Source organism: Chitinophaga solisilvae (assembly GCF_009928525.1).
In the GTDB taxonomy this organism is placed as follows: Bacteria; Bacteroidota; Bacteroidia; order Chitinophagales; family Chitinophagaceae; genus Chitinophaga; species Chitinophaga solisilvae.
On the sequence record NZ_JAABOK010000004.1, the window covers coordinates 21,176 to 39,914 of the forward strand.

The window sequence follows — 18,739 nt, forward strand, 5'->3', positions numbered from 1 at the left end:
TTAAAAACTAACGGATATGCCTAAACTAAAAATAGAAGACCTCACCCTGATTTTCGGCCGCGATCAGCATACCGCACTGCAGCTGCTGAAACAGGGAAAGAGCAAAGCCGACATCCTCGACGCTACCGGCTGTACGGTAGCGGTAAAGAATGCCTCTTTCGAAATAGGAAAAGGCGAATTTTTTGTCATCATGGGCCTCTCTGGCAGCGGTAAGTCAAGCCTGCTGCGCTGCCTGAACCGGCTCATTGAACCCAGCGCAGGAAATGTGATCCTTAACGGCACCAACATCACCGCTATGAACGATCAGCAGCTGCAACAGGTACGCCGCAGGGAAATCTCCATGGTATTCCAGAAATTCGGACTGCTGCCGCACCGCTCCGTACTGGAGAATGTAGCCTTCGGCCTGGAGCTGCAACGTATTCCTGAAAAGGAAAGAACGGAAAAAGCACAGGCAGTCATTGAGCTGGTAGGACTCAAAGGCTACGAGAATATGCTGCCGGCAGAACTTTCCGGCGGTATGCAGCAAAGAGTAGGACTGGCCCGCGCACTCGCCAACGACCCGGAAGTATTGCTGATGGATGAAGCCTTCTCCGCACTCGATCCCCTCATCCGCACCCAGATGCAGGATGAACTGCTCGACCTCCAGGAGAAAATGCATAAAACCATCGTCTTCATTACCCACGATCTCGATGAGGCCATCCGCCTCGGAGATCGTATCGCCATTATGAAAGACGGAGAAGTGATACAGATAGGTACCCCGGAAGAAATTCTCACCGCACCCGCCAATGATTACGTATCCTCTTTCGTGGAAAAAGTAGACCGTAAAGCCATTATCACCGCCTCTTCCATGATGGATACAAAACCTACCGTCGCCGTATTCCGTAAAGACGGCCCGGAAGGAAGCCTGCGTAAAATGCGCGCTACCGGCCTGGATATATTGCCGGCAGTTACGGTAGACAAACACTTCCTCGGCTTTGTATACCTCCGCGAGATACTGGAATGCAAACAACGCGGCGATAAAACCATTGAAGCCGTTATTCACCGCGACGTACCGGTAGCATACGCCGATACTACCGTAGAACAGATGCTTCCGTTCATCGCGGAAACAGATAAACCAGTGGCCGTTGTAAATCCGGAGAATAATAAACTGCTGGGATTGATTTCCCAGACCGCACTGGTCATTGAAACTACCGGCAGACAGCCCGTCGCGGCTAACCTGACCGCCTAAACGAAAATGAACTTATGATTAAAATTGGAAAGTATATAGAACAATTCATTAACTGGCTCACCCACAATTTTCACCCTTTCTTTAAAACTATTAAGAGTGGTGTGGAAACGATGGTGGACGGTGTATTATGGCTCTTTACCTGCATGCCCTTCTATGTGGTGATAGCTGCATTGGCGCTCATCGCCTGGAGAAGAGCCGGCTGGGGCGTAGGCCTTATCACGGCGCTCGGCCTCTCGCTCATCTATGGTATGGGATACTGGATGCCCACCATGGAAACACTTTCACTGATCCTGGTATCTGCATTTATTGCCCTGATGATCGGTATTCCCCTGGGTATATGGGCCGCCAGAAGCACTATGGTAGGCAAAGTTATGCGACCATTGCTGGACTTCATGCAGACCATGCCGGCTTTCGTGTACCTGATTCCGGCCGTATTATTTTTTGGCCTGGGAAAAGTGCCGGGTGTCTTCGCCACCATTATATTTGCAATGCCGCCGGCTGTTCGTTTAACCACCCTGGGTATCAGCCAGGTGCCGGCTGATATGGTGGAAGCTACCCGTTCTTTCGGAGCTACCCGCCGGCAACTACTGTTTAAAGTGGAACTGCCCCTGGCTTTACCCACCATTCTGGCCGGTGTCAACCAAACGATTATGATGTCGTTATCTATGGTAGTGGTATCTGCCATGATCGCCGCAGGCGGACTGGGAGAAATAGTACTGAAGGGAATTACCCAACTGAAGATAGGACTTGGCTTTGAAGGAGGTATTGCAGTAGTGATCCTGGCCGTCATCCTGGACCGTATCACACAATCTTTCGGAAAGAAAAAAACTACACGCTAAAAATAAAACATAAGCACATGAAAAAGATATTGACCCTCGCGATGGTTGCTGCTGTTACCATTTTTACAGCATGTAACCAGGAAACAAAACCGGCTGATAAAAAAATTACCATCGGCTATGTCAACTGGGCTGAAGGCGTAGCCATGACACAACTGGCTAAAGTGATGCTGGAAGAAAAAGGCTATAAAGTCATCCTGAAAAATGCCGATGTAGCGCCGGTATTCGCCGCTGTTGCCGGCGGTGATGCAGACGTATTCATGGACGCCTGGATGCCGGTTACCCATAAAACCTATATGGAAACTTTCGGTGATAAACTCACCGTCCTGAATACCAGCTTCGACGGCGCCCGTATCGGCCTCGTCGTTCCTGACTATGTAACCACTCGTACAATCGAAGAACTGAGCAGTGATAAAGCTAAATTCGGCGGCAACGTGGTAGGCATCGATGCCGGCGCCGGCATCATGACCAAGGCAGAAGACGCTATCCGGGAATACGGCCTGGACTACCAGCTGCAGTCATCCAGCGAAGCAGCCATGATGGCCACCCTTAAAAAGAATATTGATGAAAAACTTCCGGTTGTAGTGACTGGCTGGTCCCCGCACTTTATGTTCTCCCGCTACAAACTGCGCTTCCTCGAAGATCCCAGAAAACTCTTCGGCGAAACAGAAAAAATCCAGATCGTAGCCAACAGCGAATTCTCTGTCCGCGATACCATCGCCGTTAACTTCTTCCGCAACTTCAAACTGAACAGCGACCAGCTCGGCTCCCTCATGGGGGCTATGGCCGAAGCAGACGGAAAAGAAACAGCGGTTATTAAACAATGGATAAAGGAGAATGGGGAAGTGGTGAAGAATTGGTAACCATTATTGGGATAATTACGAATTACGAATTGCGAATTACGAATGAGGAGCGAAGATATGAGCGGATAAAGAATTTACTTCTCCGCTCATATCTTCGCTCCTCATTCGTAATTCGCAATTCGTAATTCGTAATTTACAATTCGTAATTATCATTCAAGCACAATCCCCACCTGGTTCCTCAGCACCTTCACTTTACCTGTTTTATCCGTTGCTGAGGCCTTTATCAGATCGGCAACATTGTTAATGGGTTTGTTGCCAAGCTGCAGGATGATATCACCGGATTGGATACCATGACGCAATCCCGGCGGTGCGGATATTACATATACGCCGTTGTTGCTGGTAAGACCTGCAGCGGAACGTTCTCCGAGTGTTTCGATGTTTTTTATCTGCGCGCCTTCCCAGTTAGTGAGGGTAGCGGCGGCGCCGGTCTGACGTTGCAGGACAGGCAGCGGCGCTTTTTTGGCGATGCGTTGCAGGGCGGGTGATACTACGCCGAAATCATGCATGGAAAAGTTACGGAAACCGGTTGTGAGTGCCGCCGAGGCTGTTTTTACCTGGTAGTTGCCTCTCTCCGGATTTGTGAACATAGGATCACCTGCCAGCGAGTGTTTGTCGGTAGGCGGATGAATGGCGCTCATCTCCGGGAAAAAATTATAATCTATCTCATCTCCCCAGTACTTAATACCGATAGGTTTATAGGTAGCCGTGACAATATTATGCCGGAAGATATCGTGACTGTTGGCGAACCATACATGCGGATGAAAGGAGTTGTTCAGTATGATATTGTTTTCCACCGTGCGGTAAAATCCTTCTCTTAATTTAAGTCCCCCGTTAAGGCATACGTTATTATAGATGTGGTAGTTGCTGCTGCCGTCATCCAGGTCTATATCCCATCCGTGGTCGCAGCGGAAGCGGTTGTTACGGAGCACATTGGTTTTGATGGCATCCAGTCTGATCAGCCAGGGATGGGCAGCTACGAGGCTATCCATATGGCGGCGGTCGGGGTGCCAGTAACGGTCACGACCCCACGAATTGAAGGCGCCGTGGTCGCCGGTTTCCAGAACCGTGTTGAATACGTCGTTATACGCAATGAGGTGGCCGCCCCAGGTACCTTCACTTATGTTGATGCCGGCCCGTGGTACGTCATAAATAGTATTATGGGAAACGGTGATCTCCATGGCCATGGAGATCTGTACGCCGGCGGTCTGCTTTTCTATACTGCCGGTGCGGTAGATGAGGTTGTTATAGGCAATACAGGAATCCGGATAATGGCTGGTTGCAGGCCCGGGAACAGTGTCGATGGCGGCCAGCGGCTGCGATTCATTATACTCAAAAAGCGGGGAGCGTACGGCATCCGGATTACCAACGAAGCTGATGCCACTGCCGCCGGCATGGTGAATATGGCATCCGCTGATGACAGCGCCGCGGTTGTAATTGCTTACAAATACAGCATTGCCGCCATTATAGGAAAAGGTACAACCCTCTATCTTACAATCCCTGGTACCGTCCAGCAGCACGGCGCCACCGCGGTATATGGTCCAGTCGCTGCGCAGCAGCGGTTCGCGGGTATCCATAAACGTAGGGGCGGTATGCGCAAAACGTATATCCCTGACCGTGATATGCTGTACCGGATTATCTGCGCTGCCTTTCAGCTCAATAATGCCCGGCAGATGCGCCGCTACTACCGTGGCTTTTTTCAGCTGAAGAGTAGAAGAAGGCTTATAATACAGGGTTTTGCCGGCACGGTCATAATACCATTCCTTCGCTGCATCCAGTTCTTCCAGTATATTTTCCACAAAACGATGGGTATCGTGCATGCCCATCTGCCGGTTGTTCTGATAACCACCTTCCAGCTGCAGGCTGTAATCCGGATTAACGCCGGTGATACGGTAATGGTAGCCGCCCCATTCGCCGGAATGCAGGGCATGCACATACCCGCCCTGCGGGTGTTTCCAGGTCTTTACGCGGGCCGGACTGATGGCATCCGCAGCACTGCCGTTGTAATGCCGCGCGCTGCTGTCATAGTTCGGATAGCGTGCTCTTATCTGCTGCTCGTCATTGATATATAAAAGATCAAAATCATACGGCAGATCCAGCGCTGCCTTATAGATACCATCTTTCCACGGTTCCCATACCAGCTGCAGCGGCTGCCCTCCGCTGAGTGTAACTGTTTCCGCAGCATCCAGCGGCCGGAAAATAGTATGTCCCTTACCGTTAGTATGCTCCGGTGTCAGCACCAAAGGCTGCTGCAGGTAATAGGTACCTCCCCGGAAATAAACGGTAATGTCTTTATCAGGGTATTTTTTACGGAGAGTTTTCAGCGCCTCCGGCAGCTGCTCAGGTGCATAATGCAGCGGCAGCGCCTTTTGCTTTACGTGCTGCCTGCTTACATAAACGGACAGGGTTTTATCATTCTTCTTCTTTTGTGCATGTCCCGGCCGGGCGGATAATAATAACCCCGTCAGCAGGCTTAGCAGGTATACAGTTCTCATGGCAGCTAAAATACAATCCTCCTGCTAACGGGCTAATGAAAAATTAGCAGTTACTAAGCTAAAATTCTGCTAAAAATGCAGGTGCTTTTGCATTTATATGCCAGAATTTCCGAATGTGCAACATTGGATCAGGGTTTGTTGTTAGAAATGCACGTTTGGAAACACAAAAAGGAGAAAAAAAGTAACTTATGAATTTAAATAATTTCACAATAAAATCGCAGGAGATCCTGCAACAGGCACAACAGCTGGCGTTTAATAACCAGAACCAGGCTATTGAAACGGGACATCTCCTGAAAGCCTTGCTGGACGATAACGATAGCCCGGTGGAATACCTGCTGAAGAAGAATGCGGTAAACACCTCATTGCTCAGCAGCAAACTCAATGATCTATTACAGAAATATCCGAAAATATCAGGCGGCGAAGCCGGACAGGTATTGAGCAGAGATGCCAATAACGTTATGCTCCGCGCCGGCGCTTCCATCAAGGAATTTAAAGACGAGTTTGTAAGCGTGGAGCATCTTCTGCTGGCTATTCTGACCGGCAGCGATGATACCGCCAAATTACTCAAGGATGCCGGGTTGACTGAAAAAGGTCTGAAAGCGGTTATTAAGGAACTCCGCAAAGGGGAAACCGTTAACTCACAGAGCGGCGGCACCCAGTTCAATACCTTACAGAAATATGCCAAAAACCTGAATGAGCTGGCCCGCGAAGGCAAGCTGGATCCGGTGATCGGCCGTGATGAGGAAATCCGCAGAACACTGCATATCCTTTCCCGCCGTTCTAAAAACAACCCCATCCTGGTAGGGGAACCAGGGGTGGGTAAAACAGCTATCGTGGAAGGACTGGCACACCGGATCCTCAATGGCGACGTGCCGGAGAACCTCAAATCCAAAATAATATATGGTCTCGATATGGGGGCACTCATGGCAGGTGCCAAATACCGCGGTGAATTTGAAGAAAGATTGAAAGGTGTGGTAAAAGAAGTAGCGGAAAGCGATGGACAAATCATCCTCTTCATCGATGAAATTCATACCCTCATCGGTGCCGGCGCTATGGAAGGCGCCATGGATGCGGCCAACATCCTGAAACCGGCCCTGGCCCGCGGTGAACTCCGTGCTATCGGCGCTACCACGCTCAATGAATACCAGAAGTATTTCGAGAAAGATAAGGCCCTGGAACGCCGTTTCCAGAAGGTACTGGTGGATGAACCCAGCGTGGAAGATGCTATCTCTATCCTCCGCGGACTGAAGGAAAAATATGAAAGCCATCACCATGTGCTGATAAAAGATGAAGCCATCATTGCGGCGGTAGAATTATCGCACCGCTATATCACCGATCGATTCCTGCCCGACAAGGCCATTGACCTGATCGATGAAAGTGCAGCCAAACTGAGACTGGAAATGAATTCCATGCCGGAGCAGCTGGATGAACTGGAAAGAAGAATCCGTCAGCTGGAAATCGAAAGAGAAGCGATCAAAAGAGAAAATGATGCAGATAAACTGAGAGAACTGGGAGAAGAAATCGCCCGCCTGAGTGAAGAACGTAATACGTTCAAAGCCAAATGGCAGGCAGAGAAGGAAGTAGTAGACAAGATACAGAATGCCAAAGCAGCGATCGAAAACCTGAAACTCGAAGCCGAACAGGCAGAACGTAACGGCGATTTCGGACGGGTAGCGGAAATCCGCTATGGTAAGGTGAAAGAGCAGGAAAAGATCGTAACTGACCTGACGGAAGAACTGAGTAAAATATCTGAAAACAATAAACGTCTTCTTAAAGAGGAAGTTGATGCGGAAGATATCGCAGAGAACGTAGCGAAAGCTACCGGTATCCCGGTATCCCGGATGATGCAGAGCGAAAAGGACAAACTGCTGCACCTGGAAGAAGAACTGCATAAAAGAGTGGTAGGCCAGGAAGAAGCCATCATTGCGGTATCCGATGCTATCCGCCGCAGCCGTGCCGGACTGCAGGATCCCCGCAGACCTATCGGCTCATTCATCTTCCTCGGTACTACCGGTGTCGGTAAAACAGAGCTGGCGAAAGCCCTGGCAGAATATCTCTTCGATGACGATCAGATGATGACCCGTATCGATATGAGCGAATACCAGGAGAAGCATTCCGTGAGCCGCCTGGTGGGCGCGCCTCCGGGATATGTAGGATATGATGAAGGCGGTCAGCTGACCGAAGCCGTACGCCGTAAGCCTTATTCCGTCGTACTCCTGGATGAAATCGAAAAAGCGCACCCCGATACCTTTAACATCCTGTTGCAGGTACTGGACGATGGCCGTCTTACAGACAACAAAGGCCGCGTGGTGAACTTTAAGAACACCATCATCATCATGACCAGCAACATGGGCAGCCATATTATCCAGGAAAACTTCGAAAATATCAATGAGACTAACCGCGAGGAAATAGTAGATAAAACGAAGGAAGAAGTGATGGAATTGTTAAAAACCACCATCCGTCCGGAGTTCCTGAACAGGGTAGATGAAGTCATCATGTTCCAGCCTTTGATGAGAGCAGAAATTAAGGGAATAATTAACATTCAGTTACAGCAACTGAAGGACATGGTAGCGAAAAATGGCATGATATTGGAATTTTCTGATTATGCGCTGGAGTATCTTTCTGTACAGGGTTATGACCCGCAGTTCGGCGCCAGACCACTGAAAAGATTAATCCAGAAGGAGATTATCAATTTACTGAGTAAGAAGATTCTGGCAGGCGATATTGATAAATCCAAACCCGTACTGATCGATGTGTTCGACGGTGTGGTAGTAATAAGAAACAAGTAATTCTAAATACGACGATACATAGTTACAATAAACTCCGCGATTCCTCGCGGGGTTTTTTTATGTCTTTTCGGTAAATTTGATAGAACCAATATGCAGTACGATGCCAGGAGAAAGAGAGCAGAAATTCATGCAATATGCCGTGGAACTTTCCCGCAAAGGTATGGAAAGCGGCGACGGCGGACCATTCGGCGCCATTGTGGTAAAGGGGGATGAAATTATAGGAGAGGGCTGGAATCAGGTACTCACCCATACTGATCCTACGGCGCATGCCGAAGTAGTAGCCATCCGGGAAGCCTGTAGGAAGCTGGCCTCCTTCCAGCTGACAGACTGCGAAATATATACCTCCTGTGAACCCTGCCCCATGTGCCTGGGGGCTATCTACTGGGCCAGGCCGCTGCGGGTGTATTTCGCCAATACCAAAGAAGATGCAGCCGCCATCGATTTCGACGACTCCTTCATCTACCGCGAAATAAATGTACCCCACAACGAAAAAAGAATTCCGCTTATCCCCCTGCACAATCCCAACGCCTGGAAGGTTTTCAGCGAATGGAAAGAAAGCGGAAACAGGAACCTTTATTAACGGACACTTTTATGCAGAGAGATTTTATTATTTGATTATTTGAGATTTGTTTCGTCTTAATGATGCCTGCTGCATTTCAGCGGTATACCATTCAGACGAACGAAATCTCAAATAATCAAATAATCAAATAATCAAATGGCAGTACTATTTGTGGGTGGCAAAGTGGTAGCCCCAGAACAGTGCCAGGAGCAGAAAGATGATACAGATAATGATAACGGTAAGGGGTATATGATTTTCTGATTTTCTACGGGTACGGGTACGTTTGCGCAGTTTCCTCATCAGGTCCCATCTCATCTCTGAAATCCAGCCGGGGATTTTTTCCTTCTCCTTTATTGCAGACAGTCCTTCTACGGCCTCACTGCAAAGTTCACAGTCAGTCAGGTGCATTTCTACCTCATGTCGTTCTTCCGGAGACAATCTGCCCTGTACATAGTCCAGCAGCTGTTGTTGGGTAGGACAACCGGTTGTTACAAAAATATCGTTGAAATGCTCGTTCATATCACTCATTGATGCAAATTAACGCTTGTTTGCGCGTTGTTGTTTTTCCAGTAAAAGTTTGAGATTACGTTTGCCGTTCTGAATATAGCTTTTCACCTGCAGTAAGCTGTAACCTGTTTGGTCAGCTATCTCCTGATAGGATTTTTTCTGTAGATAGAACAGTTGTACACAGGTGCGTTGCTCCGGATTGAGTAGGTTCATGGCCTGCTCCATATTTTCCAGCAGCAGGTCTTTCTGCTGATGCAGTTGCTGGTCTTCCTGTTCAGCTTCCAGGGCGCCGGCATTTTTGTCTGTAATCTCTTCCTTGTATTTCATGTGCTGCTGCCGCAGTTGCATGAGGCAGTAGTTTTTGGCTACCTGGTAAATCCAGGCCCGGAAAAACTGTATCTCATGTCTGTTGATGTCGGATAATACTTTAAGGAAGATTTGCTGCACCGCATCCCGGGCATCCTCTTCATTCTTCAGGTATTTCATACACATACCGAGCAACAGCACGGCATAGCGGTCAAAGAGCACACCTATCCATTCACTGTTATTATCAGCTTTGAACCGTTGTAGTAACTCCTGGTCAGTCAGTTGTTGTATCTCAGAATTATTCACAGGCTAAAAAAATCGAACACAGATAAGATGTGTTTAATGCAAAAATCCATAAAATAAGTTAATTACGAATTACGAATTGCGAATTACGAATGCAGAAGCGAAGATTAAAACGAAGATTTAAGGTGATATTTAATACTTATCCTCTTTCATCTTCGTTTTAATCTTCGCTTCTGCATTCGTAATTCGCAATTCGTAATTCGTAATTGACCATCAAAACCAGCCAACCACAGCCGCAACTTCTCCTACATGCTATCCAGCGCTTGCTGGGCGCTGTTTTTCAGGGAGCCGTCCATACGGATGACTTCCCGGAACATGCGGCGGGCTTTGCCCATCTGGCCTTTGCTGCGGTAGCAGATGGCGAGCTGGTAGCGGGCCATTTCCACGTATTTGCCGGAGCTGACGGATTCGATACGCCGGTATCGGTCGATGGCTTCGCTGAGGTTGCCCTGTTGCTGGTATACCATGGCGGCTTTATAGAGGTATTCGTCGCTGTTGGTAGGTTCCGGGGCCGGTGTTTCTTTTTTGGGCGGATCCGGTTTTTTTTCTTCCTGTTTAGGTTCGGGTTTGGGTTCCGGTGGCTTTTGTTCTGTTTTTTTCTGTTCCGCTTTTTTGTCTTCCGCTTCCTTGGCTTTCCGCAGGGAGTCCTGTTTTTGCAGGGCTGCTGCTTTATGCAGGCTATCCGCGGTGGCTTTTCGTTGCTGGGCTTTCAGGGCTGCTGCTTTAGCCCTGGCGATGGAGTCGGCAGGGGAGAGCGGTGGCCGTGGCACAGCGGGTGTTGCAGTAGTAGCGGTAGCGGGTTTGGTGGTAACAGCCGTATGGTGCGGGGTAGTCTCTGCATCAGACGGGGTTACAATAGGCTGCTGGTCCGCTGGTATATCGGCGGAGTCTTTTTTGTCGGGCAGTGCAGCGGCTGCTATCTTGTTCGGAGCAGGAGGGGGCTGGTTGCGCATGCGGCCGCGCAGCACATACACGCTGCTGACGCCTATGGCAATGAAAGCAAATAACCAGAAGTAGGTCAGCATGCTTTCTTTGGTCTTTTCCTTTTTGGTGTATTGCGCCATTTTCTGCACATGCGAAACCGGTTCTATACTTTCCAGTATATAACGCTGCAGTTTTCCCGTGAGGTCCTGGTATTTTTCCTGACCGGGTTCCTGTTCCAGTGCCTGTAGGGCCTCATAGCACAGGTCGCAGTCAGTCAGGTGCTGTTCCACCAGATGTTTCTCAATGTCGGTCAGTCTGCCATCCAGATAGCGGGGAAGCTGATCTTTATTCAGACAACGGATACCGGAAAAAACCTTTAATAACTTTTCATTGCTTGGTTTGCTACTAAACATATCCCTGATTCATATATAGCTTGGCTAGTTTTCCCTTGGCTGCTTTTAACTGGCTTCTCAGTTTCTCTCTTGTAATACCTTTGGCAGTTGTTATATCAGCGAAAGTTTTATTTTCCAGGTAAAACTGTGTAATCAGATCGCGATCGTCTGCATTCATCCGTTGCAAAGCCTGTTCCAGTCTTACGGCAAGGTCCTGCCGGTCAATAATATTGGTGGCGGCCTTGTCTACCTTGTTTTCGATGTGAAGCAGGTCTCTTCCGTTGCGGGAAGGGTAGAAGGGGGTATCTTTTCCGGATTTGCCCAGGTATCCTTTCTGTACATGCAGGATCCATTCGTTGACTTTATAGATGGTCTGTGTTTTAAGGCTGGCGCTGAGCCGCTGCAGCAGGGTAGGGAATATGATATTGGGGTCCGGCGGAGGGGTTGTATGCAGATAGGGAAGGGTGATGGCTACGAGCAGGTGACTGTATCTGTCCATTAACACACCTTCTGCCTCCCGGTCTTTTTGCTTCCTGGCCCGGGATATTAACTCCTTATCTGATAAATTGGTTAACTGTTGGTGCATAAACTTATTACTATATATTTACGTATAAAAGCGGAAAAAGTTCATTTGGACGCGAGAATATTGAATAATAAAACGGATTTATACAATTTATATGCCATACGCCATTGTTGTTGTGCCAGTTGCGCCTTTGCGGGCAACGGCTGCACACAAAAGTGAAATGATTTCGCAACTGCTGTGGGGAGAATGCCTGGAGATAATAGCAACAACAGCAGACGGATGGGTTCAGATAAAGAACCAGTACGACGACTACACCGGCTGGGCCAGTGCCTCCCACCTGGAGCCCATTGATGAAAAGCTGTTTCATACCTCCGCCACGCATTATCTGCCGGGTTGGGTTAACCGTGTTACTATGAATGGCGTGCCGATGATGGTACCTTACGGCTGTCTGGTGAAAGGATACCACCAATTGTCCGCACAATGGGGAAATATACATGTTTCCCTGGCAGATGCTCCTGCAAATATAACTACCCCCGAAGCGGCCGGAATACAGCTGAAGGATAATGCGTTGCAATTCCTGAATACCGCTTATCTGTGGGGTGGGCGCAGTGTCTTCGGCGCAGATTGTTCCGGTTTTACCCAGCATGTATTCAGGTTATCCGGTATTTCACTGTTGCGGGATGCTTATCAGCAGGCTACACAGGGTGTTACGGTGGATTTTCTGCAGGAAGCGCGGCTGGGGGATCTGGCTTTTTTTGATAATGAAGAAGGACGAATTACGCACGTGGGTATCCTGCTGAACGATCATGAGATCATCCATGCCTCCGGTAAGGTGCGCATTGATCCGATCGATAATCAGGGGATTACCAATGCAGATACGCACCTGAGAACGCATAAGCTGCGTATCATCAGGCGTTATTACTGATATAAAAAAGGGAAAGGATTTTACAGTTGATGAGTGTATAAAATACGCTCAAAAAAATGTAAAATCCTTTCCCCTGTAATGAATTGCCGGCGTGGCTGCTTACTGCTGCTTGAAGATTTTTCTGTAGTCTTCAAAGCTCTGGGTAATGATGGCTTCAGCTTTTGCCTTATTCTGGAATTCTTCTACCACAACGGTTTTCCTTTCCAGTTTTTTATATTCTTCGAAGAAATGTCTCATCTCATCAATAAAGTGAGGAGGCAATTCTGAAATGTCGTTGATATGGTTAACGCTCATATCGTTGGCAGCTACGGCGATGATTTTATCATCTGCTTCTCCGCCGTCTATCATCTGCATTACACCGATTACTTTCGCTTCGATGATACACATGGGAACGCATTCGATTTGTGACAGTACCAGGATATCCAGTGGATCATGGTCGTCGCAGTATGATTGAGGTATGAAACCGTAGTTGGCAGGGTAGTAAACAGAAGAATATAAAACCCTGTCCAGCTTCAGCAATCCGCTTTCTTTGTCCAGCTCATATTTGGCACGGCATCCCTTTGGAATCTCTATAATTGCATTTACAACATTTGGCACTTCAGAGCCGTGGCTCACACTGTGCCAGGGATTTGTCATCATAATTAATCTACTTTTCTTTAAAATTATTGGTTCAATATTGCTTAACGTTGAAAAATGGGCTTCCACCTCACTTTTCATGAAGATATGGTCCGGTTTCCGTCGTTGTGTACGGGAAATCATTCACATACGCCATCCATTATGCGTGGCAAAATTAAGGGAACTCGCGGTTAATAGCTAAAAATTATCCTTTCTTCCTGAAAAACAGGGAAGCAGGAGTGAATTATTTAACAGCGGGGACTGCCATGTTGCTGCCGGTTGTGGTATCGGGAGACAGCACAGCGGTGGAGTCCATGCCTGTACCCGTGTTGGCTGGCGGAATGTAGTTAGGAATAATGCTTTCAAATGTCAGGGAAATTTTCCACTGGCCTCTTTCCTTTACCAGCAGGAGGATTTCTTTCTGGTGGGCCGATGAATTCAGTACTGTTACAGATGCTTTGTCTCCGTTTTCCTCAATGCCAACCACTTCTATTCTGGCATTTTTGATTTTTTCCCGCTCCGCATCGCTGCGGCGGCCATCGAAAATGGAATAGATCTGTATTACCTGCTGGGACTCTTTAGTGGCATAATCCCTTGCCTGGTCGAAGTTCGAATCCTGTATTGCATGCATAAACGCCAGTGCCACTTCCTGAGGGGTAGCCCGTTTTTTACAGCTGCTCAACAGTAATACTCCCATTACTGCCAGTGTCAGAATTCGACGATAATTGGTCATGCGGTCGGTAAATTAATATATCACAACAAAAATAGGGTTAAACATTCAAATCTGCAAAGACACGATCACCGCCATACCGATACACTGGCTTCCGTTCTGAATTATCCCTTCGAAAAAACAGGTGAACTTACTGCAAAGACCGTTAACAAAGCGTTAATATTTGAGATTTTTCTATTTGATTATTTAATTATTTGAATGCAGCCTAACAATACGCGATCATCTTCGCTGCATTTTAAATAATTAAATAACCAAATAAAAAAATCTCAGATACCTGTTATTCCTTGTCTGCGTCGTAGGCCCTGATAATGGCTTTTACGAGCCTGTGCCTTACCACGTCTTCTTCATCCAGCTCTACATAACCGATGCCGTCTATATTCCGGAGGATACGGGTGGCTTTTTCCAGCCCGGACTTCTGGTTTTTAGGCAGGTCAATCTGTGTCAGATCACCGGTAATAATAGCTTTGGCGGATGCGCCGATACGTGTCAGGAACATTTTAAGCTGAAGGTCGGTCGCATTCTGCGCCTCATCGAGGATGATGAATGAATTATCCAGGGTACGGCCGCGCATATACGCCAGGGGGGCAATTTCTATCACCCGGTTGGTCATGTAATAGCTAAGCTTTTCGGCAGGGATCATATCATCCAGTGCATCGTACAACGGCCGCAGATACGGATCAATCTTCTCTTTCAGGTCGCCGGGCAGGAAACCGAGGCTTTCGCCTGCTTCCACCGCCGGACGCGTCAGGATGATCTTTTTTACAGCTTTATTCTTCAATGCCCGTACAGCCAGGGCTACTGCAGTATAGGTTTTACCCGTACCGGCAGGGCCAATGGCAAATACGATGTCATTTTTGTCCGCCAGCGCTACCATCTTTTTCTGATTGGCAGTGCGGGCTCTTACAGTACGGGCATTCGGTCCGAATACCAGTACTTCATTGGGGTTACGATCGCTGAAAACATCAATCTTCGTCCCTTCTTCATCACCCAGAATCTGCTCAAAGTAATTCTCTGTCAGATTACCGTTGCGTTCCAGGTACTTTACGATTTGACTGATTTTTTCCTCCGCTGTAGCCACTTCTTCCGGCGACCCACTCAATTTTAACTGGGTACCCCTGGACAGGATCTTTAACAGTGGGAATTTCTTTTTCAGCAAATCCAGTTTTCCGTTATTAACACCGAAAAACTCAATGGGATTAATACTATCTAAGTTAATAATGGATTCAGTCAATGATTCAATGATTTAAGTTCCAGGAAATGATCGGGTTTTTCAATCCGAATATATGAATTATACGACAACCTGGAGAGCAGTAATGTTAAGCAATCACTAAATTCTATAACCATTTTGTTTGAATGCTTCCACTTTGGCAGCAATCTCCTTGTTGCCCAGCGCCAGGATTCTGGCAGCCAGCACAGCCGCGTTACGCGCGCCTGCCTTACCTACAGCCAGTGTACCTACCGGTAAGCCTGCCGGCATCTGAACGATAGAATACAGTGCGTCAATACCACCCGGTAAACCACCATCCAAAGGAACACCCAGAACAGGTAAAGAGGTATAGGCTGATACTACGCCAGGTAATGCAGCCGCCATACCAGCCGCAGCAATAATTACGCCGAAACCTTTCTCCTGCGCGGTGATGCACAGCTCTCTTACTTTGTCAGGATTACGGTGGGCAGAAGCAACAATCATTTCGTTGTCAATTCCAAAATACTGCAGGTGTTTCTGGGATTCTTCCATTACAGGTTTGTCACTCTCAGAACCCATGATAATCAAAACTTTCATTTATTACGGTTTTTTTATGTGAAAATTTGTTTATTTGTATGTCAGGAAAAAAAGAAAGCTAAATTCACGCTGCGAAGATATTGATCGTTTAACAAAAACAGAAAACTGAAAATCCACAACAGGTGGATAAATGCAGCCGGCCTGCCTCTTTTACAGCCGGTTTGCCGGACACTACCCTGAAGAGATGCTATAAACATAATGAGAGGAATTACTATCTTTTATCACTGCGATAGCTTTTTTTTATTATATATTGCCTATTTTGGGGGTTTGCGACACAACGATCTAGATCCCGCTATAAATTAAATGAATGTAGTTATGCAGGAGGAGCAGCATTACCGGCAACTGCAGCACCTGGAGGCTGCCATTAATGCCTGCGCATTATCCATGAATATCGATGCCGCGGAATGCATTATGTCCCTCAATGGTCAGATGGCGGCGGCTCTGCAGCTGTCCGCCGCTGTTGTCAGCGGGAAAAATATTCACGATACCTTACATCCGGCGGACCCGTCCCAATGGGAACGCATCTGGCAGGACCTCCGAAACGGCATCTCCGTCAAGGAACAGTTATGCTTCCTCACCGACATCACCACCCTCGTTTGGCTGGAAGCCGCTATCAGCCCGGTAACGGATGCCTCCGGCACTATTGAACAATATATACTGTTCGGCCTCGACATCACCGCACGTAAAATTTCTGAACTGCGCGTGATGGAAGATGAACAATACTTCCGGCAGATCCTGGAAAACCTGCCCATCGGACTGCAACAGTTCTCCCCGGAAGGCATCAGCGTGGAAATGAACAGCCGCCAGCGCAAAATATGGGGCGCCGAACATGCCTTCCTCACCCGCCCCGATTATAACTGGCTCAATGATCCCTTCTACCGCCTCAACGGTCTTGCCAAAATGTTTGAGGATGTAAGACTGACGGGCAAAACACTCAAACGCGAAATTCTGCTCAACTACGCGGAAAAACATTACGGCGATATTTCCCGCCTGTTCCCCGTATACTATGAGGCTACCGTATTCCCGGTAACAGACCGGCAAAGCCGTATGTCCAACTTCTTCCTGATCCTCGATGACATCACGGAAAAGAAAGTGGCGGAAATAAGCCTCCAGAAAAGCGAAAGACTACTCGATAATATCATCGAAAACCTGCCGATAGGCTATATACAATTCGATAATTTCGGCTTTATACGCCGGATCAATCAGACACAGCGTTTCTTTTTCAATTCCCCGCATCCGGCTGCCAGAAGGCATTTCAACGTTATGAACGATGAACTTGCCACCATGTTTGAACTGGATCAGCTATTCCTGCAGGCACTTGATCAGAACAGGGCGCTGCGCGTGGAGAAAAAAATTGACTTCAGCCGGGATGAACGCTGGACGACCGTCGGCAGGGAGGTATACCTCGACCTGACCGTCTTCCCCGTAGTAGAACCGGTGGATAAGGAGATGATTGTTGTAGCACTTGTCAATGATATTACCGACAAGAAACTACAGGAACTGGAAAACCGGAAGAACCAGCAGTTCCTGTTGCAGACCGGTGAAATAGGTAAGATCGGCGGCTGGGAACTGGATATTGATACCAGGCAGGTACGCTGGTCTATTGAAACCTATAAGATACACGACTGTGAACCGGAGGGCCATATAGATTTTGAACAGGCAATGTCCTTCTTCACCGGCGAACCCCGGCAGCAGCTGGAAATGATGGTGGAACAATGTATTCTCTCCGGTAAATCCTTTGATGCACAGCTGCCGATAATAACCCGCAGCGGCAGTGCTAAAAAAATCCGTACCATCGGGCAGCCGGGCTATACCAACGGTAAGCTGGTACGTATCTTCGGCGTAGTGCAGGACGTAACGGAACAACTGGAAATCAGGGAAGCGCTGACCCGTAACACAGAGCTGATGCGGCTCTTCTTTGATACCGTGGATATGGGGTATGCTGCTATGGAAAAGGATGGCAAACTCAACTTCCTCAATCAGAAAGCGGAAAAGATGATCGGAGAAAAGGTGGAAATGGGCAGCAATATCTTCGAAGTGTTTCCGCGTTTATCCGGCACCGTATTCTACGCGCGCCTGCAGGAATGTATACAGCAGCACGTCTCGCAATCGTTCGGTATCTATTTTCCCAAGCCGGACAAATGGTATGATTTCCTGCTCACCCCTATGCAGGACGGCGGTATCTCTGTATTCATGCGGGATATCACGGAAAGCCGCAAAATGCAGAAGGATCTGCGTAAAGCCAATGATCAGCTTTCCAATCTTAATAAGAACCTGATTAACCAGAATAAGCAGCTGGAAGAATTTGCACATATCACGTCGCATAACCTCCGCGCTCCTATCGCCAATCTGCGTGCGCTGATGCAGATGCATAACGAAGCTACGTCCATCCAGGAGAAAGACCTGTACCTGGGCATGTTGCATGAGGTTATCAAAAAAATTGATGAAACGCTCAACGACCTGGTGGAAGTAGTGCAGATCCGCAAAGACCTGAACGTGGAAAAGGAAAAGCTGCTTTTCGCTGACCGGCTGCAGAAAGTCAGGGATATTCTGCTGGTAGATATAGAAACGAGCAGCATCCGCATTACCTATGATTTTGAACAGGCGCCCGCAATTGAGTACCCACGGGTATATCTCGACAGTATCCTGCAGAACTTTATTACCAATGCCATCCGTTACAGATCGCCGGAAAAGACCCCTGAGTTGCATTTACATTCATGGCGGCAGAATGGTAACATTATTCTGACAGTGGAAGACAATGGTATCGGAATTGACATGGAACGCTTTGGTAACAAGCTTTTCGGCTTCCGTAAAACATTTCACCGGAATAAAGATGCCAAGGGAATAGGGCTCTTTATTACCAAAACACAGGTAGAAGCAATGGGTGGAAGTATAAAGGCAGAGAGCCGGCTTGGCGAGGGAACCAAATTTATTATTACATTTAGGCCCGAATAATCCATTTTC

16 protein-coding genes are annotated in these 18,739 nt (G+C 47.9%); 7 read left to right on the top strand and 9 right to left on the bottom strand.

Going from position 1 to position 18,739, the window contains the following annotated elements:
• Nucleotides 1–16: 16 nt before the first annotated feature.
• The 3 genes from GWG06_RS08855 to GWG06_RS08865 are packed head-to-tail and all read left to right on the top strand — an operon-like array spanning nt 17 to nt 2,927.
• The gene (locus tag GWG06_RS08855; RefSeq protein ID WP_160712663.1) at nt 17–1,228 is read left to right on the top strand and encodes a quaternary amine ABC transporter ATP-binding protein; all 1,212 of its coding nucleotides are present in this window, start codon (nt 17–19) and stop codon (nt 1,226–1,228) included.
• 14 nt (nt 1,229–1,242) lie between these two features.
• On the top strand, nt 1,243–2,067 hold the full coding sequence (locus GWG06_RS08860) for an ABC transporter permease (RefSeq protein WP_160712665.1): 825 nt from the start codon (nt 1,243–1,245) through the stop codon (nt 2,065–2,067).
• Nucleotides 2,068–2,084: 17 nt separating this feature from the next.
• Nucleotides 2,085–2,927: a glycine betaine ABC transporter substrate-binding protein gene (locus GWG06_RS08865; RefSeq protein WP_160712667.1), complete on the top strand. Its 843-nt coding sequence runs from the start codon at nt 2,085–2,087 to the stop codon at nt 2,925–2,927.
• Nucleotides 2,928–3,076: 149 nt separating this feature from the next.
• Here the strand turns inward: GWG06_RS08865 and GWG06_RS08870 are convergent, their stop codons facing one another.
• The gene (locus GWG06_RS08870; RefSeq protein WP_160712669.1) at nt 3,077–5,419 is read right to left on the bottom strand and encodes a PDZ domain-containing protein; all 2,343 of its coding nucleotides are present in this window, start codon (nt 5,417–5,419) and stop codon (nt 3,077–3,079) included.
• Nucleotides 5,420–5,607: 188 nt separating this feature from the next.
• Between GWG06_RS08870 and clpB the strand changes: the two genes are divergently transcribed.
• Nucleotides 5,608–8,208: an ATP-dependent chaperone ClpB gene (clpB, locus tag GWG06_RS08875; protein WP_160712671.1), complete on the top strand. Its 2,601-nt coding sequence runs from the start codon at nt 5,608–5,610 to the stop codon at nt 8,206–8,208.
• A gap of 100 nt (nt 8,209–8,308) precedes the next feature.
• The gene (locus GWG06_RS08880) at nt 8,309–8,788 is read left to right on the top strand and encodes a nucleoside deaminase (RefSeq protein WP_160712673.1); all 480 of its coding nucleotides are present in this window, start codon (nt 8,309–8,311) and stop codon (nt 8,786–8,788) included.
• A gap of 144 nt (nt 8,789–8,932) precedes the next feature.
• On the opposite strand, the gene GWG06_RS08885 is transcribed toward GWG06_RS08880, so the two are convergent.
• The 4 genes from GWG06_RS08885 to GWG06_RS08900 form a co-directional block, all read right to left on the bottom strand.
• A complete protein-coding gene (locus GWG06_RS08885; RefSeq protein WP_127037597.1) occupies nt 8,933–9,295 on the bottom strand; it encodes an anti-sigma factor family protein in 363 nt (120 codons plus the stop codon).
• Between the two features lie 9 nt (nt 9,296–9,304).
• The gene (locus GWG06_RS08890; RefSeq protein ID WP_160712675.1) at nt 9,305–9,886 is read right to left on the bottom strand and encodes an RNA polymerase sigma factor; all 582 of its coding nucleotides are present in this window, start codon (nt 9,884–9,886) and stop codon (nt 9,305–9,307) included.
• Between the two features lie 242 nt (nt 9,887–10,128).
• A complete protein-coding gene (locus GWG06_RS08895; protein WP_160712677.1) occupies nt 10,129–11,220 on the bottom strand; it encodes a zf-HC2 domain-containing protein in 1,092 nt (363 codons plus the stop codon).
• Nucleotides 11,213–11,785, bottom strand: coding sequence for an RNA polymerase sigma factor (locus GWG06_RS08900; RefSeq protein WP_127037591.1), 573 nt, complete (start codon nt 11,783–11,785; stop codon nt 11,213–11,215). Before GWG06_RS08900 ends, GWG06_RS08895 begins: the two co-directional genes overlap by 8 nt.
• 91 nt (nt 11,786–11,876) lie before the next feature.
• On the opposite strand from GWG06_RS08900, the gene GWG06_RS08905 reads away from it, so the two are divergent.
• Nucleotides 11,877–12,647 (top strand): C40 family peptidase, encoded by a 771-nt coding sequence (locus GWG06_RS08905; protein ID WP_127037589.1) that lies wholly within the window; start codon nt 11,877–11,879, stop codon nt 12,645–12,647.
• Nucleotides 12,648–12,746: 99 nt separating this feature from the next.
• Here GWG06_RS08905 and GWG06_RS08910 read toward each other — a convergent pair whose 3' ends face one another.
• The 4 genes from GWG06_RS08910 to purE form a co-directional block, all read right to left on the bottom strand.
• Nucleotides 12,747–13,286: an inorganic diphosphatase gene (locus GWG06_RS08910; RefSeq protein WP_202182980.1), complete on the bottom strand. Its 540-nt coding sequence runs from the start codon at nt 13,284–13,286 to the stop codon at nt 12,747–12,749.
• A 220-nt stretch (nt 13,287–13,506) separates the two neighbouring features.
• Nucleotides 13,507–13,995, bottom strand: coding sequence for a nuclear transport factor 2 family protein (locus GWG06_RS08915; RefSeq protein WP_127037587.1), 489 nt, complete (start codon nt 13,993–13,995; stop codon nt 13,507–13,509).
• 274 nt (nt 13,996–14,269) lie between these two features.
• Nucleotides 14,270–15,223, bottom strand: coding sequence for a PhoH family protein (locus GWG06_RS08920; protein ID WP_127037585.1), 954 nt, complete (start codon nt 15,221–15,223; stop codon nt 14,270–14,272).
• Nucleotides 15,224–15,319: 96 nt separating this feature from the next.
• Nucleotides 15,320–15,775, bottom strand: coding sequence for a 5-(carboxyamino)imidazole ribonucleotide mutase (purE, locus tag GWG06_RS08925; RefSeq protein WP_127037583.1), 456 nt, complete (start codon nt 15,773–15,775; stop codon nt 15,320–15,322).
• A gap of 303 nt (nt 15,776–16,078) precedes the next feature.
• Between purE and GWG06_RS08930 the strand changes: the two genes are divergently transcribed.
• Nucleotides 16,079–18,730, top strand: coding sequence for a PAS domain-containing sensor histidine kinase (locus GWG06_RS08930; protein ID WP_160712679.1), 2,652 nt, complete (start codon nt 16,079–16,081; stop codon nt 18,728–18,730).
• The last annotated feature ends 9 nt before the right edge of the window (nt 18,731–18,739 follow it).